Genomic DNA, 21604 nt, shown 5'->3' with positions numbered 1-21604 from the left:
TTAGCGCAGTCCGCGTTTGCTTTCGTCTAGCTCGCGGATGTATTTGAAGATTTTGCGGGTCGCGGTAGGGGCCTTGTTCTGCGCAGCTTCATGCTGAGCCTGACGGATCAGCGAGCGCAGTTGCTGACGGTCGGCGTCCGGGTATTCGCTGACGAACTGCTCAAGCACGTCGTCGGTACCGGTCACCAGGCGATCACGCCAGCGTTCCAGATTGTGGAAGCGCTCGTTGTACTGGCGCGTAGAGGCGTCAAGCTGATCGAGCAGCACCAGGATTTCATCCAGATCCTGATCGCGCATCAGCTTGCCGATGAATTGAATGTGGCGTTTGCGCGCAATGTGCGCGGTGTGCTTGGAAGCATCGGCCAATGCCCGACGCAAAGGGTCGGTCAAAGGCAGCTTGGCCAGCACATCGGGCTTGAATGTCGTCAAGCGTTCGCCCAGCTCCACCAGAGCGTGAAGCTCTCGTTTGACCTGGGTTTTGCTTTTCTCTCCGTCGAAGGAGTCGTCGTAAGAATCAACCATGGGGGCCGTCCGCAAATAAACGCCGCCATGATAACCAGTCAGGGACCGATTGTCCGGCCCGGCTGCTGAAATCAGAATTTGATGGAGAACGTCATGAGTGCATCAGAAACCGTCGGCCCGCAGGCTTTGCCGGCATTGCAGCAGCAGGTCGAGCAGATCGTCGCCGAAGCCAAACGTCAGGGCGCCACCGCGTGCGAAGTCGCCGTGTCGCTGGAGCAGGGCCTGTCCACCACGGTTCGCCAGCGCGAAGTCGAGACAGTCGAATTCAACCGTGATCAGGGTTTCGGCATCACCTTGTACGTCGGCCACCGCAAGGGTTCGGCCAGCACCTCCGCGAGCGGCCCCGATGCCATTCGCGAGACCGTTGCTGCCGCGCTGGCCATCGCCAAACACACGTCGGAAGACGAGGCCTCGGGTCTCGCCGATGCCGCATTGATGGCGAAAGACCAACCGGATTTCGATCTTTATCACCCGTGGGACATCACCCCCGAGCAGGCCATCGAACGCGCGCTGATCTGCGAAGCCGCTGCCTTCGACGCCGACAGCCGGATCAAGAACGCCGACGGCACCACGCTGAACGTGCATCAGGGCTGCCGCGTCTACGGCAACAGTCACGGTTTCATCGGCGGTTATGCGTCGACCCGTCACAGCCTGAGCTGCGTGATGATCGCCGAAGGCGAAGGGCAGATGCAGCGCGACTACTGGTATGACGTCAATCGCCGTGGCGAGCTGCTGATGGATGCCAAACTCATCGGCCAGAAAGCCGCCGAGCGCGCCGCGAGCCGACTGGGCGCACGGCCGGTGCCGACCTGCGAAGTGCCGGTGCTGTTCTCCGCGGAGCTGGCGGGCGGTCTGTTCGGCAGTTTTCTGGGCGCGATTTCCGGCGGCAACCTGTATCGCAAGTCGTCGTTCCTCGAAGGGGCGATCGGTCAGCGCCTGTTCCCCGAGTGGATGACCATCGACGAGCGCCCGCATCTGGTCGGCGCCATGGGCAGCTCCGCCTTCGACGGCGACGGCCTGGCGACCTATGCCAAGCCGTTCGTCGAAAACGGCGATCTGGTTTCCTACATCCTCAGCACGTATTCGGGCCGCAAACTCAGCCTGCCGAGCACCGCGAACGCGGGTGGCGTGCATAACCTGTTCGTCAGCCACGGCACTGAAGACCAGGCGGCGCTGATCCGCCGAATGGGACGCGGGCTGCTGGTCACGGAGTTGATGGGCAGTGGGCTGAACATGGTCACCGGCGATTATTCTCGCGGTGCGGCAGGTTTCTGGGTCGAGAACGGCGAGATCCAGTTCGCGGTTCAGGAAGTGACCATCGCCGGCAACATGCGCGACATGTTCAAGCAGATCATTGCGGTGGGCAGTGATCTGGAACTGCGCAGCAACATCCGCACCGGCTCTGTGCTGATCGAGAAGATGATGGTCGCGGGCAGCTGAGTTCGCTCTGCTTTAGCGCTTCATCCCCAAGGCCTGCCCCGATCTCGGTGCGGGCCTTTTTTGTGAGGGTTTTTCGATTTATGTCACACCCGGACCCTCTAGGAGCGCGCTTGCCCGCGAATGTCGGGGTGTCAGTCACAGAAAATGGAGCTGATCCACTGCGATTGGCGGGCAAGCGCGCTCCTGCAGTTGAGTGTGCTTGAGGCCAGCGCATGATCTCAATACCTCGCCGGGGTTGTGTTGATTCTTAAACTCATTTAATAATGAATCTCATTAGTTAAGTGGGCCTCGGTCATGGGTACTGTTCTGCACGAGTCGCCGTACCTGGAAAACTGGCGCGCATTGAGTCTGCGGATTCGTTGCGCGCTGGATCCGGACGAACCGCGGCTCATCGAACACTACCTTGCGGAAGGTCGCTATCTGGCGCGCTTTACCGCCACGCCCAAATCCCTCATCTGTGAAAGCACCTTTCGCCTGCTGATCGACACCGCCAGCGACACCGCGCTGCCCTGGCATTGGCGTTGTCTGTGCCTGGACCAGGCATGGCGTCCCCTGCGTGATATGCAGGCACTCGCCGAATCCGCTGCGCAACGGCAACGCGTTCAGGCCTTCGCCCAGCGCTTGGCGACCTGCGCGCTGCTGCCGTCGATTCCTCTGACGGAACCCGCGCCATCGAATCCGCAAAACGCCCTGCCGACGGCTTCTGATCGCCGGCGCCACTCGTGAGGACCTGTGCCATGGAGCAATGGAAACGTACCATCCTGAGCGGTAACAGCAGCTTCAACCGAGGCGACCTGATCGATGCCCGCGAGCTGTACCTGCAGGCCCTCGCGCTGGCGCAGGTGCTCTTCGACCGCTGGAGCGTCGCCGATGAAGCCGTGGCGGCGTTTGTGATTTCGCACCACAACCTGGCGGATCTGCACCTGAGCCTGGGTCAGCCGGAGGAGAGCGCCGAATACCTCTGCGCCGTCCATCAGCGCCTGTTGAATGTGATTCAGGATCCGCAAATGACGCCCGCCCTGCGACAGGCAGCGCTGCGGCACAGCAATAAAACCTACAGCGAACTCTTGGGTTTTGTCGGCCAATACGGCGAGTACCCACGCACTCAACGTCTGCTCAACAGCAGCGGCGAACATTCCCGCTCGGCGCTTCAGCACCACGCTGCCCGCGCCGGCACCCTCTCGTTTGGAGTCCACTGACATGCCCTTTACCTTGCCTGCCTTGCCCTACGCTTACGATGCGCTCGAACCCCACATCGACGCGCAGACCATGGAGATTCACTACAGCAAGCACCATCAGACCTACATCAACAACCTGAACGCGGCGGTCGACGGCACTGAATACGCGGAGTGGCCCATCGAGAAGCTGGTTGCCAGCGTCGCCGAACTTCCGGAAAAACTGCGCCCAGCGGTGATCAATCAGGGCGGAGGTCACGCCAACCATTCGCTGTTCTGGGAAGTCATGAGCCCACAAGGTGGCGGTGCGCCAAGCGGTGCGCTGGCGACGGCGATCAACGAACAGGTGGGCGGATTCGAGGCGTTCAAGGACGCTTTCACCAAAGCAGCGCTGACCCGTTTCGGCAGCGGCTGGGCCTGGCTGAGCGTCACTCCGGGCAAAAAGCTCGTCGTGGAAAGCAGCGGCAATCAGGACAGCCCGCTCATGAACGGCAATACGCCGATCCTCGGGCTGGACGTCTGGGAGCATGCTTATTACCTGCGCTACCAGAACCGTCGTCCTGAATACATCGCCGCGTTCTACAACGTCGTGAACTGGGATGAAGTGTCCAGGCGCTACGCAGCGGCGCTCGGCTGAAACCTCCCAGACCTCGAATAAGGCGATTTATGCGCTCGGACATACTGGCTCTCGGCAGCGTGCGGTTATTGCGGCTGGCATTGGGCTCGATTCTGGTGCTCGTCGGCACCGGTTTGCTGGTGGCCCAGGGACTTTCGTGGGTGGCGCTCGAGCCCAGAATGTTGCGAGCGCTGGAAGGCGGCGCCATCTGCGCGTTGGGCACTGCCCTGGGCGCCGTGCCGGTGCTGGTGATCCGCAGCATGCCGGTGGCGGTGTCCGACGGCCTGCTGGGTTTCGGCGCCGGCATCATGCTGGCGGCGACAGCGTTTTCGTTGATTGTGCCGGGCCTGGGCGCGGCCCACGATCTGGGCTTTACCCCTTGGGGCGCCGGGGCGTTGGTCAGCTTCGGGATACTGCTCGGGGCGGCCGGGTTATTTCTGGTAGACACGCTGGTTTCCAGGGGGCCGCAGTTGTCGGAGGTGGCCGGGAAACCGGCGATCCCCTCGAATATCTGGCTGTTTGTCATCGCCATCATTGCCCACAACATTCCCGAAGGCATGGCGGTGGGCGTGTCGGCGGGTGGTGGTCTGGCCCACGCCGACAGCCTGGCGATGGGTATTGCCCTGCAGGACGTGCCGGAAGGGCTGGTGATCGCGCTGGTGCTGGCGGCGGCCGGCATGTCGCGGCTCAAGGCGTTCCTGATCGGCGCGGCGTCCGGGTTGGTCGAGCCTGTGTTCGCAGTGCTCTGCGCCTGGCTGGTGGAAGTGGCCGCAGTGCTGTTACCGGTGGGACTGGCGCTGGCGGCCGGGGCGATGCTGCTGGTGGTGACCCACGAAATCATCCCCGAATCCCGGCGCAACGGACACGACAAAATCGCCAGCTTCGGATTGCTGGTCGGGTTCTGCTTGATGATGGTGATGGACACGGCGCTGGCGTAAGGGCTGGCTGGATGGTGCTGCTGGCGCACTGAATCCTGTGGGTTTCACCCGTGGCGCGGCGAGGAGGGCATGACCCGAACTCGCGGCTGCCGCACCTTCTGGCCATACACAGTCAACTGTAGGAGCGCGCTTGCCCGCGAAGACGTCGTATCAGTCATTGATATTAAGCTGGTCCTCCCCTGTTCGCGGGCAAGCGCGCTCCTACAACTGATCGCGATACACCCGCAGACTTGCGTTCGTCCAGGCGTGTCTCATCAGGCGATCAACGCTCATGTCAGGACGGCTCGCTGAATATTGCTCAAGCCAGCTTCGACAAGGTCACACTGTCCGGCTTACCTCCAAAAAACGCCTCCAGCACGTCCCGGAAAACCGCTTGATCCGGCGCCACCGCCGCGAACAGCGTCATGCTTGATCGCAGTTTCATGTCATCCGGCGAGCCCATGATCTGCATGGCGCTGCGGTCTTTCCATTGAAGCAACGCCTCGCAACAGCGCGCCAACCGTTCGCCCAATACCGAATGCTGCAAGTAGGCAGTCGCCTCGTCACGCCCACTGATCCCGTACCGCCGGGCCATGTCGCTGTGGCCCAGACCCGCCAGTTGCGGGAACACGAACCACATCCAGTGCGACTGTTTACGCCCGGATTTCAGCTCCGCCAGTGCACTTTCGTGCGTCGACGCTTGCGCATCGACAAATCGTTGCAGGTCAAATGGATCGTTCATTGCTGAGTCCTCGCCCTGACCACGGCATCTCGCCGCGCTTGCGATTGAGACTACCGCAGCGGGCGATGTTTCCAGCGTTTTCAGGCGCCCGCTCCTCAGGTGGGTAAAAACCCTTATAATCCTGCGCCTATTTATCTGATGCGAGATTCGCCGTGAGCTTACCGCCGTGCCCAAAATGCAGTTCCGAGTACACCTACGAAGATGGTAGCCAGCTCGTGTGCCCGGAATGTGCCCACGAGTGGTCGGCTGACGGCGCCAGCGCCGAAGCGGGCGATGACGCCAAGGTGATCAAGGACGCAGTGGGCAACACGCTGCAGGACGGCGACACCGTCACGGTCATCAAAGACCTGAAGGTCAAAGGCTCGTCGCTGGTGGTCAAGGTCGGCACCAAGGTCAAAAACATCCGCCTGGTGGACGGCGATCATGACATCGACTGCAAAATCGACGGCATCGGCGCGATGAAGTTGAAATCGGAGTTTGTGAAGAAGGGTTGATCGCCGTCTGGCCTGATCGGCAGGCTAATCGTTCCTCACGGTTTACCTGCTGATCGTTCCTCACGCTCAGCGTGGGAGCGATCAGGGCAATCCAGACGCCCACCTCAACTCGGCAAATTGATCCCGAACGTATTCACGCCATGCTCGCTGCGCACGAACACGGTGCCGCCGTGCATCAGCGCGATGGCTTTGACGATTGCCAGGCCGAGCCCGTGGTTGGCGCCGCTGTTGCTGCGCGAGGCGTCCACCCGGTAGAAGCGCTCGAATAACTTGGGCAGATGTTCCCCGGCGATCGGCGCGCCGGGGTTGGTCACGCCGATGCTGACGTGATCGCCCTCATCGCGTATGTCCACATGAATCAACTGCCCCGGCGAGGTGTGCTGCACCGCGTTGTGCAGCAGGTTGATCAGCGCCCGGCGCAAGTGCGCGGTTTCGATGGGCGCGTTGGCATCCCCACGCACCTCAACCTGCACTTGCGCGTCTTCCAGAATGAAATCCAGGTAATCCAGGGTCTTCGCCACTTCCTGAGCGAGTGAGGCCTGGGTCAGTTGTGTGGCCTTGCTGCCCTGGTCGGCGCTGGCGAGAAACAACATGTCATTGATGATCGAGCGCAGTCGTTCCAGCTCTTCGAGGTTCGATTGCAGCACCTCGAAGTAATGCTCGGCCGAACGCCCTCGGGTCAACGCCACCTGGGTCTGGCCGATAAGATTGGTCAGGGGAGAGCGCAACTCGTGGGCGACGTCTGCGTTGAACGATTCCAGCCGCGAATAGGCTTGCTCGACCCGATCCAGCGTCGAGTTAAACGAGGTCACAAACTGATCCAGTTCCGGCGGCAACTGCGACAATTTCAGGCGCCCGCTCAACCGCGGCGGCGTCAGTTTGCGCGCCTCCAGGGACAGCGCCGTCAGCGGTTTCAGGCCGATGCGCGCCACCCAGTAACCCAGCGCAGACGCGAGCAGGATGCCAACGGCCGCCAGACTGATCAGCGCGACAAGCAGGGAATGTTGGGTCTGCCAGAAGGTTTCGGTGTCCACCGCTGTCAGAAAACGCAGCGGCGGGCGTTGATCTTTCGCCGGGAACTGACTGACAAGCACCTTGAACGGGTAATCATGGCCGCTCAGGTTCAGGTCGCGCATGCCCAGCGGGCCTTTGGCGAAGGCGCGGATTTCCGCGTCCGGGTTGCCGAATTCATAGGTCGGGTTGTCGCTGACCACCCAGAAGCGCAGGCGTTTGTCTTCCTCGCTGAGCAGCCTGAGCTTGGCGTTGATTTTCGCCCAGTGCTCGGGCGTTCCGTACCGCTGGACGGCCGATTCGAGCACGCTGTAACGGGCATCGACTTCGGCTTCCGGCAGCAGACCCAGGCCCTTATCCACTTGCAGGTACAGCGCCCAGCCGATCAACAGAAACACCAGCAACGCCACGAGGGCGAACATGCCGCTCAGGCGCAGGGCGATGGAATTAGTCGACACGACGGCTCTCCAGCACGTAGCCCATACCGCGAATGGTGTGCAGCAGTTTCTGCTCGAACGGCCCGTCGAGCTTGGCGCGCAGGCGTTTGATCGCGACTTCGACGACGTTGGCATCGCTGTCGAAATTCACGTCCCAGACCATCTCGGCAATCGACGTCTTCGACAGGATTTCCCCCTGGCGCCGGGCCAGTACGCTGAGCAGCGAGAACTCCTTGGCGGTGAGGTCCAGACGCAAGCCGGCCCGCGTGGCCTTGCGGCTGATCAGGTCGATCCATAGATCGGCGACGCTGATCTGCACCGGCTCGTGGCCGCCGCTGCGCCGGGTCAGGGCTTGCAGGCGCGCCACCAGTTCCAGAAACGAAAAGGGCTTGCCCAGGTAATCATCAGCGCCTTCGCGCAGGCCGCGAATGCGATCGTCAACGTTCTCGCGGGCGGTCAGCATGATCACCGGCGTCTGCTTGCGCGCACGCAGCGCGCGCAGCACGCCGTAGCCATCAAGGCCCGGCAGCATGACGTCGAGAATGATCACCGCGTATTCGCTTTCCAGCGCCATGTGCAGGCCTTCAATGCCTTCGCGCGCGACGTCGGTGGTGTAGCCCTGCTCGGTCAGGCCCCGGTGCAGGTAATCGGCGGTTTTCTCTTCGTCTTCGATAATCAGGACACGCATCGGTCCACGCTCACTTGTTGGTGCTTACTTTTAGATGCTTACTTTTAGGTGCTGGTTTTAACGGCTTACTTTTCAGCGACCAGTTCGGCTGCCACCGGCTTACCGGATGCTGTGGAGCCTGGCGCTGTCGCGGTAGGCGTCTGACGCGGGCGATGGAAAATTCGCTCCAGTTGCAGGTAGATCACGGGGGTGGTGAACAGCGTCAGCGCCTGGCTCACCAGCAATCCTCCAACAACCGCAATGCCCAATGGCTGACGCAGTTCGGCGCCGACACCATAACCGAGCATCAAGGGCAGGGCGCCAAGCAATGCGGCGAGCGTGGTCATAATGATGGGCCGAAAACGCGTCAGACACGCTTCATAAATCGCGTCACGCGGGGACATTCCGCGATTGCGCTGGGCGTCCAGCGCGAAATCCACCAGCAGGATGCCGTTCTTCTTGACGATGCCGATCAGCAATACGATCCCGATCAGACCCATGATCGAAAAGTCCTGACCCATCAGCCACAGCAACAACAGCGCGCCGATACCGGCGGAGGGCAGGGTGGAAATGATCGTCAGCGGATGGACGAAGCTCTCATAAAGCACGCCGAGGATGATGTACACCGCCACCAGCGCGGCGAGGATCAACCAGGGCTGGTTGGCCAGCGAACTCTGGAACGCCTGGGCTGCACCCTGAAAGTTGCCGATGATCGAGGCCGGCATGCCGATCTCGTTCTTCGCCTGATCGAGCAGCACCACCGCATCCCCCAGCGCCACGCCGGCCGACAGGTTGAACGACAGGTTGGCGGCCGGGAACATGCCGTCATGGCTGATCGACAACGGGCCCATCTTCGGCGCACCGACCTTGGCCAGCGCTGACAACGGCACCATTTCATTGGTCAGCGGCGAGCGCAGGTAGAAGTAGTTCAGGCTTTCGGCCTTGCCGCGCTGCTGCGGCTCCAGCTCCAGAATGACTTTGTACTGGTTGATGTCGGTCTGGTATTCGTTGATCTGCCGCTGACCAAAGGCGTCGTACAGCGCCTGATCAACGTCCGCCGTGGTCAGGCCGAAGCGCGCGGCGGCGCTGCGGTCGATGTCCAGGTGCGTGACGCTGCCGCCCAGTTGCAAGTCGTTGGAAAGGTCGCGGAAAGCCGGCAGAGTTTTCAGCTTATCGGTCAGCTTCTGCGTCCAGACATTCAGCAACGCGCCGTCGTTGCTCTTGAGTACGTACTGATACTGCGCGCGGCTCGGACCGGAACTCAGGTTGATGTCCTGACCCGCCCGCAGATACAGGACGATGCCAGGGATCTGCGCCAGTTTCGGCCGGATCCGGTCAATGAACTGACTGGCCGTGACATCCCGGTCTTCGCGGTCCTTCAGGGCGATCCACACCCGGCCGTTGGCGATCGTCTGGTTACTGCCGCTGACGCCGACCGAATGTGAGAAGGCTTTGACCGCAGGGTCGGCCGCGATGATTTTCGCCAGTTGTTTGTGTTTCTCGATCATGTCCGGGAAGGAAATATCCGCCGCCGCTTCGCTCGTGCCCAGTACCATGCCGGTGTCCTGCACCGGAAAGAACCCCTTGGGGATCAGCACATAGCCGGCCACCGCCATCACCAGGGTCAGGCCGAAAATCCCCAGCATCAATCGCTGGTGGGCGAGGGCGAAGCGCACGCCACGGGCATACCGCGCGAGCAGTCGCTCGCCGAAGCCGGGCTTGGCGTGGGGATCGTGTTTGGGCGCGCGCATGAACAGCGCCGCAAGGGTCGGCGCCAGCGTCAGCGAGACCACCACCGAAATCAGAATGGTCGACGTCGCGGTCAGCGCGAACTCCTTGAACAGCCTGCCCACCACGCCGCCCATGAACAGCAGTGGAATGAACGCGGCGATCAGCGAGAAGCTGATCGACACCACGGTAAAGCCGATTTCGCTGGAACCCTTGATCGCCGCGTCGCGCATGCTTTCGCCGGCTTCCAGGTGCCGGTGGATGTTCTCCACCACGACAATCGCATCGTCGACGACAAACCCCACCGCCACCACGATCGCCACCAGGGTCAGGTTGTTCAGGCTGAAGCCGAGCACGTACATCAGCGCGAAGCTGGCGACCAGCGATACCCCCAGTACGGCGGTCACGATCAGCGTCGCAGAGAGCTGGCGCAGGAACAGCGCCATGACCGCGATCACCAGCGCGATGGCGATCAGCAGCGTCATTTCTACTTCATGCAGCGACGCACGAATGGTTTTGGTGCGGTCGCTGAGCACCGAGACGTCCACCGACGCCGGGAGCATTTCCTGCAACTTGGGCAACTGGCCGAGCACGCGATCAACCGTCTCGACGATGTTCGCGCCGGGCTGACGGAACACGACGATGTTTACGCCCTGCTGATCCCCTGACCAGGCGCGCACGTAGGCGTTTTCCGAACCGTTGATGACCCGCGCCACGTCGCGCAGATGAACCGGGGCACCATCTTTGTAGGAAACGATCAGTTGCTCGTAGTCCTTCGCCTGAAACAGTTGGTCGTTGGAAGCGAGGGTGGAAATGCTGTCTTTGCCGTACAGCGCGCCCTTGGCCAGGTTGAGGCTGGTCTGTTGCAGGGATTCCCGCAGATCGGCGAGCGTCAGTCCGATCGACGCGAGCTTTTCAGGTGCAGCCTGGACACGAATCGCCGGACGTTGCTGGCCGGTGATGTTGACCTGTCCGACGCCGTCGATCTGACTCAACTGACGCGCCAACAGGGATTCTGTGACGTCGCTGAGTTCGGTGCCGGGCATCAGGTTGGAGCTGACGCTGAGGATCAGCACCGGACTGTCTGCCGGGTTGACCTTGCGCCAGGTCGGCAGTGTCGGCAGGTCAGCGGGCAAGCGCCCGGCCGCCGTGTTGATGGCGGCCTGCACTTCCTGCGCGGCGGTGTCGATGCTTTTGTTGAGAGTGAATTGCAGCGTCAGGTTGGTGGAGCCCAGCGCGCTGCTCGACGTCATCTGAGTCATGCCGGGGATGGCGCTGAACTGCACTTCCAGGGGCGTCGCCACCGACGAAGCCATGGTTTCCGGGCTGGCGCCGGGCAGTTGAGCGGCGACCTGAATCGTCGGAAACTCGGCTTCCGGCAGCGGCGCCACCGGCAGGCGAGGGAAGGCGATACAGCCCAGCAGCACCAGCGCGAATGTCAGCAGAACCGTGGCGATCGGGTGGTTGACGCACCACGCGGAGATAGAACCGCGGCTGTTCATTTCGCCGCCCCGGTTGAGTCGGCCAGGGTGTCCACAGGATCACCCTTGACCACCTCGATGCGCGCACCGTTTTTCAGGCGCGATTGACCGTCGCTGACCAGCACGTCATTGGCATCCACCCCGCTGATGAGCATCAGGTCGCTGTCTTGGTACAGCACGTTGACCGGCACGACCTCGGCAGTGTCGCCTTTGACCCGATACACGTAATGCTGGTCGATGCCCCGCTGCACCACCTGCGGCGGGACCTTCAAGGCATTGCGATCGACGGCCGTCTGAATCCGCACGGTCACCAGTTGCCCGGGCCACAGCCTCTCTGCGGCATTGTCGAATATCGCCTTGGCGCGAATGGTGCCGGTGCTGGCCGCCACCTGATTGTCGATCAACGACAGCTTGCCTTGACCCAGCAGCGTCCCCGTGGCGCCCTCTCCCAGATATGCGTTGACGGGCGCCGGTGCGCTGGAGGCAATCAGGTCATGGAGCGTGGGCAGCATCTGTTGCGGCAGGGAAAACTCCACCGACACCGGGTCGATCTGCGTCACCGAGAACAGCCCGGTCGCATCGCTGACGCGCAGGAAGTTACCTTCATCGACGTTGCGGATGCCGACCCGACCTGTCACGGGTGAGCGTATTTGCGTGTAGGAAAGCTGTACCTGCGAGGCATTGATCGACGCCTGATTGCCCAGCGCCGTGGCCTTGAGCTGATCGACCAGCGCTTGCTGCTGATCGTATTGCTGCCTGGAAATGCTGTTGTCCACGGTCAGCAGCTTATAGCGCTTGAGGTCGACATTGGCCACGTTCAACTGCGCCTGGCTCTGGGTCAACAGCGCCTTGGCCTGTTCGAGGGCAGCGCGGATCGAGCGATCATCGATGGTTGCCAGCAAATCCCCCGCCTTGACCTGCTGCCCTTCCTTCACCAGCACTTTGGTCAGGATGCCGTCCACCTGCGGACGGATCACTACGCTTTGCAAGGACAGCACCGAGCCGATCCCGGTGACATAGCGGGGCACATCTTCCTGGGTCACGTTGATCACGCGCACCGGCACTGCGACGGGAGCGCTGACCTTTTTCGCAGCCGGTCGGGTGACCGCCCAGATGCAGATCGCAACCACAACGACCAACAGGGTCGCGACCACCACAGTTTTTTTGTTTTTCTGCATACAGGGACAAGGCCAACGAATAGGGAAGGGTGGATAACGTGAGCGTCCTTTATAACCCTTCGACCCGGTCAGCAAAATGACTGCTACCTGTCAATATTGTCAGGTGAATAAGGGCAGACGATGAACGTGGGTAAAGAAAGAGCGCAACACGACGATACCCAAGTAGAAGGCACGAGTTTTGATGAACGAGTTCTACTGTGACGGGGAAAATTCCTACATAAACTTCGTGAGTTCTGAATGCTGGTTCACAGGGCCTGGACTGACCTCAGTCAGCGGACTCCTACTCCGGAGTAGTGCGATGAAAAGCCAAAAGGCTGTTTCGCTGTTTTTCTCGATCACGGTCATTGGCGCGTGTGCCTTGACGGGCCCCGCCGCCTGGGCTACCCAGGGCGCGCTGATGTTTCACGGCAGCGTCGTCAATGCGGCATGCGACGCCCAAATCGTTAGCGCTCAGTCGGTAACCCTCCCTTTGAAAACCCTGCGGGCGGATACCTATGTCACCGTGGGCCTGAGCCGCGGTGACGACGCTTGCGGCCAGCGCGCTGTGCCCGTGCAGGCCAGTTACGCCAAGTTGTCTTCAGCCGAGCCGAATGTTCACGCGGGCATCGTCACGCTGACCTATCAGTAAGCTGACTCCGCCAATCGAGACATCTGCACCTGAAGCATCTGCTGACGAACCCGGCTCAATCAAGCCGGGTTTTTTGTGGGTGAACGTTTTGCAGGTGCTCATTACCCGCCACGCGTTCCGGCGTGTCGCGCAAACGTTGGGCCAAGGTTTTCTGAGGCGGTAAAGCTGCACGCCCCGGCCTACGGGCTGCTTGACATATAAGCGTCACATCCTACCGAAAGATCCGACGCGCGCCACTGTCCTTTCAATCCACCAGATGTAGAACGCCTGACAGCCGGCATTGGAAGCGCTGCTTATAGTTCCTCTCGTCCTTTTGGGCACACACGAATCGACACAAGGAACGTCGTTATATGAAAAAGCTTTCTCTTACCCTGGCTATCGTGGCCGCAATGGGGCTTGGCATTTCCGGGACCGCGAATGCTGCCAACAACGGCAAACTTGTTTTCAGCGGCACCCTGACCAACATCACGTGTGACATCGGCGCCGGGACTGGCGCAAGCCCTGGCAACAATCCAGGCGAGATCAACGTTGACCTGGGCAACGTCTCTTTTTCCGACATCGGTCTCTTCGCCGACAACAAACTCGAAACCGCTTCGCCCATCCAGCTGTTGGTCAATTGCACCGGCGGCGCCGCTCAATACAACACCGTGAACATGCGCTTTGTCGCCCGTCAGGGCAGTGGTCTGGATAACCTCGATCAGAAACTGCTGCGTGCCACCGGCGCTGCAGACGGCGTGGGCATCGGCCTGCTCAACGCCTCCAACCAGTTGATGGACCTGAGCGGCAACGAAACCATCGACACGCCGCTGGTCAAGGAAGGCGCCGACGGCGCGACCGCCGAGATCAACTTCGGTGCCGTTTATGTCCTCAACGGCGCGCCGACCAATCCGGGTAACGCCGACGGCTTCCTGCCGTTCGTGATGGATTACCAGTGATGTAGCGGGCGGGCGAGCAATGGCTCGCTCGCCTACCTCGCGTGTCCACCTCACAGCCCAAGACGGTCTCACCATGCTTCCTGAATTCATTCGCCGCTCCGCCCTATGGCTGGGGTTGCTTCTGGCTGCCCCGGCGCAGGCGGGTATCGTGCTCAACACCACGCGCGTCATTTATCAGGCCAAGGACAAGGAGGTCAGCTTCGTCGTTAACAACAGCGGCACGGCTGACATCCTCGCCCAGTCATGGCTGGAAGCGGAGAGCGACACCGAGAATCTGCCCTTCGTCGTTACCCCGCCGCTGGCTCGAATGGCAGGCAGTGCCCGGCAAATGATTCGGGTGATCTACGCCGGCGAAGGTCTGCCCGACGACCGTGAGTCGGTGTTCTGGCTCAACGTCCAGGAGATCCCGCAATCGGCGAAGGAAAACCAGCTGCAGATCGCGATTCGCCAGCGCATCAAGCTGTTTTACCGCCCCGCCGCATTGAATGGCGATCCCCTCGACGCTGCAAAAAGCCTGCAATGGCGAGTCAATGACGGCCACTTGGAGGTCAGCAATCCGACGCCCTATCACGTGTCGATGATCCAGATCGACGCCCGCCAACAGGGCAAGACGCTATTCACCGCGGACAGCCGGATGCTTGCGCCCAGGCAGACCGTTCAATTGCCACTCAAGCAGCTGGCCAGCGGCCACGCCGTAGACCTCAGGTTCATCAGCATCAACGATTTCGGTGCTCAGGAGCCGTATATCGCGCAGGTGTCCCGCGGACAGACGACTCAAGCCGGCAAAGCCATCGATCGGGCCGAATAGCTCCGATGTAGCCACGCTGTCGCCAGTCGGATTTTACCCAGGTCTTTCTTCAGTCGCAGCCATGCGGCTCCAGCGCCTTGCGCCTGCCAAACCTGATTTGCCAGCGCGTCGGAACCGAGAACACGAGTGAAACCAGCCAATGGAACCCCGAGATCACAAAAAGGGATATGCACGGATCGCAGCATGTTCTTCACACATCGACCGCAGACATCAGCCGTACAAACCGATCCGGCTCAGCCCGTTGGCGAAGATCATCTTTGCGTCGGCAGGGTTGGCGCTGGCCTCGTCTGCGACTGCGATGACTGATCAAAACAGCGCCACCGCTGATGTGAAATTTAATACCTCGTTCATCCAGGGCACCGATCAGCCCGCCGATCTCGCGACGTTTTTGCAAGGTAACAGCGTGGTTCCCGGGACCTACCGGGTGGACGTCTACGTCAATCGTGTCTTGAGCGGGCGGCGTGACATCAGCTTCGTCGCCAACGCCGCAAAAGGCACCGTCGACGCCTGCCTCACGGCGGACATGCTCCGCCAGTTCGGCATGAACCCCGAGGCTGCGCAAGCCGGCGACGCTTCGCCGACGGAATGCTTCGATCTCCCGGCGCGAGTCGAATTTGCCCGTGTCGACTACCAGCCGGCGAGCTTGCGCCTGAACATCAGCATCCCTCAAGCGATGATGTCGCGCAGCGCTCGCGGCTACGTGCCGCCGGAGTTATGGGACGAGGGCGAGACGGTCGGTTTCGTTAATTACAACTTCAGCGGCGCGCGCCGTACCCGCAGCGGCCAAGGTCGATCTCAAGCGCAGGATCAGTATTACCTGAGTGTTCGCAACGGCGTGAACCTTGGCGCCTGGCGATTGCGCAATGAGTCTTCGCTGACCTATGGCAATGACCAGCCGTACCGCTTTCGCAGCAACCGGACGTTCCTGCAGCGCGACATCACTGGGTTGAAAAGCCAACTGACCCTGGGCGAGACCTTCACCGACTCACAGGTGTTCGACAGCGTTCGGTTCCTCGGCGCCATGGTGATGTCCGATGAAGGCATGCTGCCTGACAGCGAGCGGCTCTTCGCGCCAGTCATCCGGGGCATTGCCGACACCAACGCGCTGGTGGAGGTGCGTCAGAACGGTTTCATGCTGTACAGCGGCAACGTCTCGCCGGGCCCATTCGAAATCACCGACATCTACCCCAGCGGGTCGAACGGCGATCTTGAAGTGACGGTCGTCGAAGCCGACGGCAGCAAGCGCGTGTTCATCCAGGCGTACGCGTCGCTGCCAATCATGGTGCCGAAAGGGGCGCTGCGGTACAGCCTGGCCGCCGGCCAATACGACAGCAACACCGAGGACGGCCTCTCACCCGGGTTTGCCAGCGGCACACTGGTTTACGGACTGACTGAACGGGTGACTGCTGCAGGTGGCGTACAAATCGCCGAGGATTATCAGGCGACCAATGTCGGTGCCGGGATCAATACCGGGCTGGGCGCAGTATCGCTGGACGTGACCCAGTCGCTTAGCCAGCAGCGCGAGCAACGGTACAGCGGACAGAGCCTGCGCATCCGCTACGCCAACACGCTGGACCTGACCCGGACCACACTCGCGGTGGCCGGTTACCGCTATTCGACGGACCAATACCTCACGTTCGACGACCATGTCGAGGCGCTGCAAGCGCGTGACGCATTAACCCGTGGACGGGCCAGGGATCGTATCGAAATCAGCCTGACCCAGGCATTGCCGGAGCAGGCTGCATCGCTAAGCCTTACAGCGTCCGAACAGCGTTACTGGGACAGGGGCAGCAAGACGCGTCAGCTTTACCTGTCGTGGAACTCGGCGTGGCGCAGCCTCAGCTACAGCGTGTCGGTCGAACGCAACCAGACCTTCGAGCGCGACGGAGATAATCAATCTGACAACCGCATCGCGCTGACATTAAGCCTGCCGCTGGGGAGCGATTCCGGTTCATCGCGGGTGTTTGCCAACGCCGTTCGCGACAGCTCAGGCGCGTCCAGCGTGCAGTCGGGCCTGAATGGTCAGGTGTTTGACGACCGCAACAGCTTCTACTCGGTACAGGCCGGGCACGACAGTGAGTCGGGGTCGTCAGGGTTCGGCAAGCTCAGCACCACCACGGCTTATGGACGTTTCGATGCGGGGTACGGGCAGGGCAGCGATTATCAGGCCTTGAGCATGGGCGCGTCTGGCTCGGTGGTTGCTCACGCCGGCGGGGTGAATTTCGGTCAGCCCCTGGGCGAGACCTTCGCACTGGTGCAGGTGAAAGGCGTCAGCGGGGCGCGGTTGACCAATTTCAGCAACGTCGAAACTGGCGGTAACGGCTACGCGATCCTGCCCTACACCCAGCCGTACCGAACCAACTGGGTCAACCTCGACACCCGGCAGTTGGGTGCCGATGTCGAACTGGAGAATGCCGTGAATCAAGTCGTGCCGCGGCGCGGCGCGGCGCCCCTCATCAGTTTTCGCACGGCAGTCGGTCGGCGTGTGCAGTTTGAACTGGAGCGTGCCGACGGCAGCCGTCTGCCCATGGGCGCAGCGGTGGAAGACGAGCACGGCAAAGCGCTGGCGACCGTCGACCCCAGCGGGCGAGCGCTGGTGCTGAGCGAGCGAGACAGCGGCGAGCTCATCGTCAAATGGACCGATCAGCACTGCCGCGCAACCTTCGCGCTGCCGCCCAAAGAAGCCCACCGCAGCTACGATCGCCTGAAGGTGCAATGCCAATGAAGCACGCTTATCTGTCAGGGGTTTTGTTGGCCGTGATCAGCGGCATGGCGCAAGGCGCGGTGTCTCTGTCAGGCACGCGTCTGATCTTCGACGGTCGCTACAACGAGGCGACGATCGAGGTCAGCAACCGCAGCAATGCCGAGACCCTGATTCAGGCCTGGCTCGATGCGCCGCGCGAGGATGATCAACCAGGCGATACGCGCGCCGCTGATCTGCCGTTTGCGCTGACCCCGCACCTGGTGCGCATGCCGGCCATGGGCAAGCAGACCTTGCGCCTGCTGTATGAGGGCATTGGCATGTCCCTGGAGCGGGAGTCGATGCTGCATCTGTACGTGCTGGAAATTCCTCGGCGCAGCCCGGCGGTTCAGCAGTTGAGCATCGCCATACGCCAACGCATCAATGTGTTCTATCGACCGGCGGGGCTTGCGGGCAATCCGGCGGATGCTGCGCAAGCGCTGATCTGGCAGCGCGCGCAATCAGCCAATGCCACGCTTTCGGTGCGCAACCCGACGCCGTATCACGTTTCGCTGCAGGACCTGCGCATCAATGGAATCGAGGTCGCGGAATACCGGTTGCTGGCGCCTTTTTCGGACGCATCACTGACGCTGCCTGTCCTCGGTACGAAGCGCTCAGTGCCTGAAGCCCTGAGCTTCAAGGCCATGACCGATTACGGCGGGCAGCGTGAACACTGCGCGCCGTTTCAGGGAGGGCAGCCGTTCAATGTGCCCTTACGCACACCGGATTCACACTCACTCATAGGGAAATGCTGACATGAAAAAACCCATCATCCGAGGGTGGCTGACGTTAATGATGACGTTACTGATGCCCGGCTGCGCACTGGCGCTGACCTGCAAGACCCAGGGGGCTGGCGAGTCGGTGGTCCGCGCGGACCTCGGCAGCACCGTTGCCATTCCGGCGAATCTGCCCGATGGCAGCGCAGTCTGGCGTTCGGAGCGACTGAACCTTGCCGTCGAATGTGCGAGGGACGAACCGGGTGGCCCCGAGGATGTGTTCATTAATCTGAACCCTGACAACCTGCAGATCGGACAGGGGATTCGTGCCGGACTCACGTTGAGTGGCGTTGATTTCGTGCAAACCAGTGGGCGTATTCCTACTCCTCAGCAAGCCCCGGCCTGCACGGAGGCAAACTCGGCCTGTCCGAGCGTGACGTTCAACCTGCCGTTTTCGGTGTTCATACAGAAGTACGGGCCGACCCCGCCCTCCGGCGTCGCGAGCGGTCTGCATGACTATCGGCTGTTCCAGCTCGACGGCAGCAGCGGGCAGAACTCGGGGCTTGACCGCACGCTCAGCTACGTCATCAACAACCTCGAGGGTCTGCGCTTCGTCGCCTGCGACGCTGAATTGCGGGTCATGCCCGAGACCGTGGATTTCGGCGACGTGGCCATCCGCAACGTACGGGTGGGAGAAGTAGCAACCTTTCAGCGCTTTGCCCTGGCGACCAGCCGCACCTGCGAATCGCCGTTCAGCCTCAATGCGCGCATCACGCCGGTGTCCGGCATGCTCAAGGGCGACGTACTGGTGCCGGTCGACAACGATAGCATCGGCATTCGGATTACCCGTGCCCGCGATGACTCGACCGTGCCATTCCACGAGCCCTTTCACCTGACCGATCTGCTGGAGGGCGACTACTCCGAGACGGCTGACTTCAACGCCCAGCTGCTGTGGCAAACCAGCACGCCGAGCGCGGGCCCGTTTTCTGCGGAAGTGATGGTGGACCTGTTCTACAAATAGACGCGCGCAGTCGGTCCGTTGGCAGCAGCGATCCGTCGGCGATTCAGGTATGCTGCGCGGCCTTCGGGCGCCGCCCGTATTATCGACCGTCTGCCATTCCGGAGCTTTCATGACCACCCCCGAACACACGCCCGCTCCTGATGCTCGTGAATCGCACGCTTCGGTCGACGCCAACGCTGCCCCGGCGGATACACAACCTGCGATTCCGGCGTTCAGCTTCCCGTTCAAACCGGGCGAGCTGTTGCAGGCGAAAAAGGATCAGCAGCACTACAAAGGCTCTGGCAAATCGAACCACGACAAGCGTCCGGGCGTAGCGCCATCAGGTACGCGTCGGTCGATGGGCAAGCGCTGATTACAGGTTCGCTGGCGCGCACGCTGCAGGGTTAATCCCCCGCCCGCCGTGCTCATGGTTCCTTGCGAAAACTGTCCCGGTACTGAGTCGGCGTCACCCCCAGGCGCTGACTGAAGATCAGCCGCATCCGCGCAGCGCTGCCAAATCCGCAGTGATAAGCCACCGCCTTGATCACCATTTCGCTGCCTTCCAGCAAGTGGCGGGCGGCGTCGATGCGCGCGCGCTGCACGAACTCTGCAGGCGTGACCTTGGCGTCGCGGGCAAACACCCGGGCGAACGTGCGCGGACTCATCGCCACCACGTCGGCCAGCCGCTCCACTGAAAACGGTTCGCCGATGTGCTCCATCACGTAGCGCTGCACCTTGGCCACGGGCGAATCGTCATCCGCCGACGCCGTAAGGTACGGGCTGAATTGCGACTGCCCGCCCTGACGCTGGGCCACCACCAGCAGACGCTTGGCCACCGCCAGGGAAATTGCCGGGCCGTGGTCCTCCGCCACCAATGCCAGCGCCATGTCGATGCCCGCCGTGACCCCGGCTGATGTCATCAGCGCACCGTCGCGAACATAGATGCGATCGGGCTCGACCCTGGCGTGGGGGAACCGATCGGCGAGTTGCTGAGCGTGGCTCCAGTGGGTAGCGGCCTGCTTACCATCCAGCAGCCCCGCGTGCCCGAGGATGAACGCCCCGGTGCAGATCGAGCCGTAGCGTTGCGCGTGGGGCACGGCTTCCAATAGCCATTGGGTGATGGCGGGCATTTCCTCGCCGTCCGGCAGCAAGGGGCCGCCGGGAATCAAGAGGATGTCGAACTGCTTGGGCGCGTCTGCCAGGGAATACTGTGCACCCAGCGGCATGCCGTTGGACGCAATGATCGGGTAGGGCGCTGCGCCGATGGTGATGATGTCGTAGCCATCACCCTCGGGCAGGAAACGATTGGCTTCGGCGAAAACATCGAGTGGGCCGGCCACGTCCAGGGACTGCACGTTGGGAAACAGCACAATCGCGACGCGCTTCATGCGGGTACGCTCCAGATGGAAGGGGGTGCCCGGAGGCGACCGTTGCTGTGGGACCTATCCCGCCAAATTAGCTCAAGTCGTGAACGGTCCGGGCGCAAGTCGCCTTACTTCTTCGGCAATGTGGTGACGTTATCCCACTCGGTAATCAGGGCTTTCTTGTTTTTGCGGTCGTAGAGGCACAGCTCGGTGCCGGTCTTGTTCTTCATGAACGCCTGTTTGTACTGGCCTTTGATCAACAGTGCGTTGAACCCGACGCTGTCGTCGAAGGCCGCGTCGGCGCCAGCGGGCTTGGCGTTTTTCAGTGAACTGGCGCTGACACAACTGTCGACCAGGGTTTTGTTGAAGGCGGTCCAGGCGTCAGGGCTGGAGGCATTGGCCTGGCCAGCAGCGGCGGCGGTTAGAACGAGCAACAGCGCGGTGTGCATCTTCACGAGTGGGCATCTCCATGGTGTGAGGGTAAACGCGGGTTGGCGCAGATTCAGCGCGGTTCGAGTTCGTGGCGCTGAATATATTGCATACCGGCGCGCTCATACAGCCGGCGTGCGCGCAGATTGCTTTCCATGACCTTGAGATCGATGTGGCCTTCGCTGCGCTGGCGGAAGGCAGCGAACGCCTGACTCAGCAACGCCAGACCCAGGCCTTGACGGTGCGCGCGGGGGTGAACCACCAGATTGCGAATGAACGCGCTGGTCCAGCATTGCGCTACGGCCACCACACCCTGAGCGTCCTCCAGAACGAAACACAGCGCCTGATCAAACTCGGGATCAGTCTCGAAGGCCTCCAGCCAGGTGGCATAGTCCGCAACCCGGCCGCCGCCGTACTCGCGTCCCAGCATCAGTAATTGGTGGACCGCCGAGGCGTTCTGCGCAGTGAATTCAACGGGGCGCACGGCGGCGGGCCAGCCCGGATCATCAAGGTCCGGGCCGAGGTCGCGGCGCATCAACCAGTAATGCGCGGTGGAGGCATCGCCTGCGGTCGGTC

Annotated in this window: 22 protein-coding genes; 13 read left to right on the top strand and 9 right to left on the bottom strand. The window is 61.7% G+C overall.

Going from position 1 to position 21604, the window contains the following annotated elements:
* Window positions 1-522, bottom strand: coding sequence for a ribosome biogenesis factor YjgA (yjgA, locus tag L4G42_RS03460; RefSeq protein WP_133776245.1), 522 nt, complete (start codon window positions 520-522; stop codon window positions 1-3).
* 93 nt (window positions 523-615) lie between these two features.
* Between yjgA and pmbA the strand changes: the two genes are divergently transcribed.
* From pmbA to L4G42_RS03435, 5 genes are all read left to right on the top strand, one after another.
* The gene (gene pmbA / locus L4G42_RS03455) at window positions 616-1962 is read left to right on the top strand and encodes a metalloprotease PmbA (protein WP_237251252.1); all 1347 of its coding nucleotides are present in this window, start codon (window positions 616-618) and stop codon (window positions 1960-1962) included.
* A 294-nt stretch (window positions 1963-2256) separates the two neighbouring features.
* Window positions 2257-2688: a FagA protein gene (locus tag L4G42_RS03450; RefSeq protein ID WP_237251251.1), complete on the top strand. Its 432-nt coding sequence runs from the start codon at window positions 2257-2259 to the stop codon at window positions 2686-2688.
* 11 nt (window positions 2689-2699) lie between these two features.
* On the top strand, window positions 2700-3161 hold the full coding sequence (locus L4G42_RS03445) for a DUF2753 domain-containing protein (protein ID WP_237251250.1): 462 nt from the start codon (window positions 2700-2702) through the stop codon (window positions 3159-3161).
* Window position 3162: 1 nt separating this feature from the next.
* The gene (locus L4G42_RS03440) at window positions 3163-3774 is read left to right on the top strand and encodes a superoxide dismutase (RefSeq protein ID WP_237251249.1); all 612 of its coding nucleotides are present in this window, start codon (window positions 3163-3165) and stop codon (window positions 3772-3774) included.
* 29 nt (window positions 3775-3803) lie between these two features.
* Window positions 3804-4691, top strand: coding sequence for a ZIP family metal transporter (locus L4G42_RS03435; RefSeq protein ID WP_237251248.1), 888 nt, complete (start codon window positions 3804-3806; stop codon window positions 4689-4691).
* 298 nt (window positions 4692-4989) lie between these two features.
* Here L4G42_RS03435 and L4G42_RS03430 read toward each other — a convergent pair whose 3' ends face one another.
* Entirely contained in the window at window positions 4990-5412 is a 423-nt protein-coding gene (locus L4G42_RS03430; RefSeq protein WP_237251247.1) for a DUF1810 domain-containing protein, read from the bottom strand.
* A gap of 152 nt (window positions 5413-5564) precedes the next feature.
* Between L4G42_RS03430 and L4G42_RS03425 the strand changes: the two genes are divergently transcribed.
* Entirely contained in the window at window positions 5565-5906 is a 342-nt protein-coding gene (locus tag L4G42_RS03425; protein WP_237251246.1) for a zinc ribbon domain-containing protein YjdM, read from the top strand.
* Window positions 5907-6010: 104 nt separating this feature from the next.
* On the opposite strand, the gene L4G42_RS03420 is transcribed toward L4G42_RS03425, so the two are convergent.
* From L4G42_RS03420 to L4G42_RS03405, 4 genes are all read right to left on the bottom strand, one after another.
* The gene (locus L4G42_RS03420; protein WP_237251245.1) at window positions 6011-7375 is read right to left on the bottom strand and encodes a heavy metal sensor histidine kinase; all 1365 of its coding nucleotides are present in this window, start codon (window positions 7373-7375) and stop codon (window positions 6011-6013) included.
* A complete protein-coding gene (locus L4G42_RS03415; RefSeq protein ID WP_237251244.1) occupies window positions 7365-8042 on the bottom strand; it encodes a heavy metal response regulator transcription factor in 678 nt (225 codons plus the stop codon). The genes L4G42_RS03420 and L4G42_RS03415 overlap by 11 nt, the downstream gene beginning before the upstream one ends.
* Before the next feature lie 65 nt (window positions 8043-8107).
* Window positions 8108-11251, bottom strand: coding sequence for a multidrug efflux RND transporter permease subunit (locus tag L4G42_RS03410; RefSeq protein WP_237251243.1), 3144 nt, complete (start codon window positions 11249-11251; stop codon window positions 8108-8110).
* On the bottom strand, window positions 11248-12408 hold the full coding sequence (locus L4G42_RS03405) for an efflux RND transporter periplasmic adaptor subunit (RefSeq protein ID WP_237259181.1): 1161 nt from the start codon (window positions 12406-12408) through the stop codon (window positions 11248-11250). The genes L4G42_RS03410 and L4G42_RS03405 overlap by 4 nt, the downstream gene beginning before the upstream one ends.
* Before the next feature lie 298 nt (window positions 12409-12706).
* On the opposite strand from L4G42_RS03405, the gene L4G42_RS03400 reads away from it, so the two are divergent.
* The 7 genes from L4G42_RS03400 to L4G42_RS03370 all read left to right on the top strand — a co-directional run bounded on the left by L4G42_RS03400 (window position 12707) and on the right by L4G42_RS03370 (window position 19608).
* Window positions 12707-13036: a hypothetical protein gene (locus L4G42_RS03400; protein ID WP_237251241.1), complete on the top strand. Its 330-nt coding sequence runs from the start codon at window positions 12707-12709 to the stop codon at window positions 13034-13036.
* Between the two features lie 350 nt (window positions 13037-13386).
* Window positions 13387-13971: a fimbrial protein gene (locus L4G42_RS03395; protein WP_237251240.1), complete on the top strand. Its 585-nt coding sequence runs from the start codon at window positions 13387-13389 to the stop codon at window positions 13969-13971.
* Between the two features lie 73 nt (window positions 13972-14044).
* Entirely contained in the window at window positions 14045-14779 is a 735-nt protein-coding gene (locus L4G42_RS03390; RefSeq protein WP_237251239.1) for a fimbrial biogenesis chaperone, read from the top strand.
* A 298-nt stretch (window positions 14780-15077) separates the two neighbouring features.
* Entirely contained in the window at window positions 15078-17504 is a 2427-nt protein-coding gene (locus L4G42_RS03385) for a fimbria/pilus outer membrane usher protein (protein WP_237251238.1), read from the top strand.
* Window positions 17495-18274 carry a fimbrial biogenesis chaperone gene (locus L4G42_RS03380; protein ID WP_419789326.1) on the top strand — a complete coding sequence of 260 codons (780 nt, stop codon included), beginning with the start codon at window positions 17495-17497 and terminating at the stop codon, window positions 18272-18274. The genes L4G42_RS03385 and L4G42_RS03380 overlap by 10 nt, the downstream gene beginning before the upstream one ends.
* A gap of 1 nt (window position 18275) precedes the next feature.
* A complete protein-coding gene (locus L4G42_RS03375; protein WP_237251236.1) occupies window positions 18276-19256 on the top strand; it encodes a fimbrial protein in 981 nt (326 codons plus the stop codon).
* A 109-nt stretch (window positions 19257-19365) separates the two neighbouring features.
* Window positions 19366-19608: a hypothetical protein gene (locus tag L4G42_RS03370; RefSeq protein WP_237251235.1), complete on the top strand. Its 243-nt coding sequence runs from the start codon at window positions 19366-19368 to the stop codon at window positions 19606-19608.
* Window positions 19609-19660: 52 nt separating this feature from the next.
* Here L4G42_RS03370 and L4G42_RS03365 read toward each other — a convergent pair whose 3' ends face one another.
* The 3 genes from L4G42_RS03365 to L4G42_RS03355 form a co-directional block, all read right to left on the bottom strand.
* Entirely contained in the window at window positions 19661-20623 is a 963-nt protein-coding gene (locus L4G42_RS03365; RefSeq protein WP_237251234.1) for a GlxA family transcriptional regulator, read from the bottom strand.
* A gap of 104 nt (window positions 20624-20727) precedes the next feature.
* Complete coding sequence (locus tag L4G42_RS03360) at window positions 20728-21054, bottom strand: hypothetical protein (RefSeq protein WP_163023052.1); 327 nt, start codon at window positions 21052-21054, stop codon at window positions 20728-20730.
* A gap of 47 nt (window positions 21055-21101) precedes the next feature.
* On the bottom strand, window positions 21102-21563 hold the full coding sequence (locus L4G42_RS03355) for a GNAT family N-acetyltransferase (protein WP_237251233.1): 462 nt from the start codon (window positions 21561-21563) through the stop codon (window positions 21102-21104).
* Window positions 21564-21604 lie beyond the last annotated feature (41 nt).

It is taken from the genome of Pseudomonas petrae (assembly GCF_021728295.1).
Lineage (GTDB): Bacteria > Pseudomonadota > Gammaproteobacteria > Pseudomonadales > Pseudomonadaceae > Aquipseudomonas > Aquipseudomonas petrae.
Note: the sequence above shows the minus strand (reverse complement) of the source record. Positions and strands in the feature narration are given on the sequence as shown.

What these genes read in the sequence shown, in the direction of transcription:
- L4G42_RS03365 (WP_237251234.1), bottom strand. Translation starts at nt 20,623, where the DNA reads ATGAAGCGCGTCGCGATTGTGCTGTTTCCCAACGTGCAGTCCCTGGAC.
- L4G42_RS03395 (WP_237251240.1), top strand. Translation starts at nt 13,387, where the DNA reads ATGAAAAAGCTTTCTCTTACCCTGGCTATCGTGGCCGCAATGGGGCTT.
- L4G42_RS03355 (WP_237251233.1), bottom strand. Translation starts at nt 21,563, where the DNA reads ATGCGCCGCGACCTCGGCCCGGACCTTGATGATCCGGGCTGGCCCGCC.
- L4G42_RS03405 (WP_237259181.1), bottom strand. Translation starts at nt 12,408, where the DNA reads ATGCAGAAAAACAAAAAAACTGTGGTGGTCGCGACCCTGTTGGTCGTT.
- L4G42_RS03380 (WP_419789326.1), top strand. Translation starts at nt 17,495, where the DNA reads ATGCCAATGAAGCACGCTTATCTGTCAGGGGTTTTGTTGGCCGTGATC.
- yjgA (WP_133776245.1), bottom strand. Translation starts at nt 522, where the DNA reads ATGGTTGATTCTTACGACGACTCCTTCGACGGAGAGAAAAGCAAAACC.
- L4G42_RS03450 (WP_237251251.1), top strand. Translation starts at nt 2,257, where the DNA reads ATGGGTACTGTTCTGCACGAGTCGCCGTACCTGGAAAACTGGCGCGCA.
- L4G42_RS03430 (WP_237251247.1), bottom strand. Translation starts at nt 5,412, where the DNA reads ATGAACGATCCATTTGACCTGCAACGATTTGTCGATGCGCAAGCGTCG.
- pmbA (WP_237251252.1), top strand. Translation starts at nt 616, where the DNA reads ATGAGTGCATCAGAAACCGTCGGCCCGCAGGCTTTGCCGGCATTGCAG.
- L4G42_RS03435 (WP_237251248.1), top strand. Translation starts at nt 3,804, where the DNA reads ATGCGCTCGGACATACTGGCTCTCGGCAGCGTGCGGTTATTGCGGCTG.
- L4G42_RS03415 (WP_237251244.1), bottom strand. Translation starts at nt 8,042, where the DNA reads ATGCGTGTCCTGATTATCGAAGACGAAGAGAAAACCGCCGATTACCTG.
- L4G42_RS03375 (WP_237251236.1), top strand. Translation starts at nt 18,276, where the DNA reads ATGAAAAAACCCATCATCCGAGGGTGGCTGACGTTAATGATGACGTTA.
- L4G42_RS03390 (WP_237251239.1), top strand. Translation starts at nt 14,045, where the DNA reads ATGCTTCCTGAATTCATTCGCCGCTCCGCCCTATGGCTGGGGTTGCTT.
- L4G42_RS03410 (WP_237251243.1), bottom strand. Translation starts at nt 11,251, where the DNA reads ATGAACAGCCGCGGTTCTATCTCCGCGTGGTGCGTCAACCACCCGATC.
- L4G42_RS03440 (WP_237251249.1), top strand. Translation starts at nt 3,163, where the DNA reads ATGCCCTTTACCTTGCCTGCCTTGCCCTACGCTTACGATGCGCTCGAA.
- L4G42_RS03385 (WP_237251238.1), top strand. Translation starts at nt 15,078, where the DNA reads ATGACTGATCAAAACAGCGCCACCGCTGATGTGAAATTTAATACCTCG.
- L4G42_RS03400 (WP_237251241.1), top strand. Translation starts at nt 12,707, where the DNA reads ATGAAAAGCCAAAAGGCTGTTTCGCTGTTTTTCTCGATCACGGTCATT.
- L4G42_RS03370 (WP_237251235.1), top strand. Translation starts at nt 19,366, where the DNA reads ATGACCACCCCCGAACACACGCCCGCTCCTGATGCTCGTGAATCGCAC.
- L4G42_RS03445 (WP_237251250.1), top strand. Translation starts at nt 2,700, where the DNA reads ATGGAGCAATGGAAACGTACCATCCTGAGCGGTAACAGCAGCTTCAAC.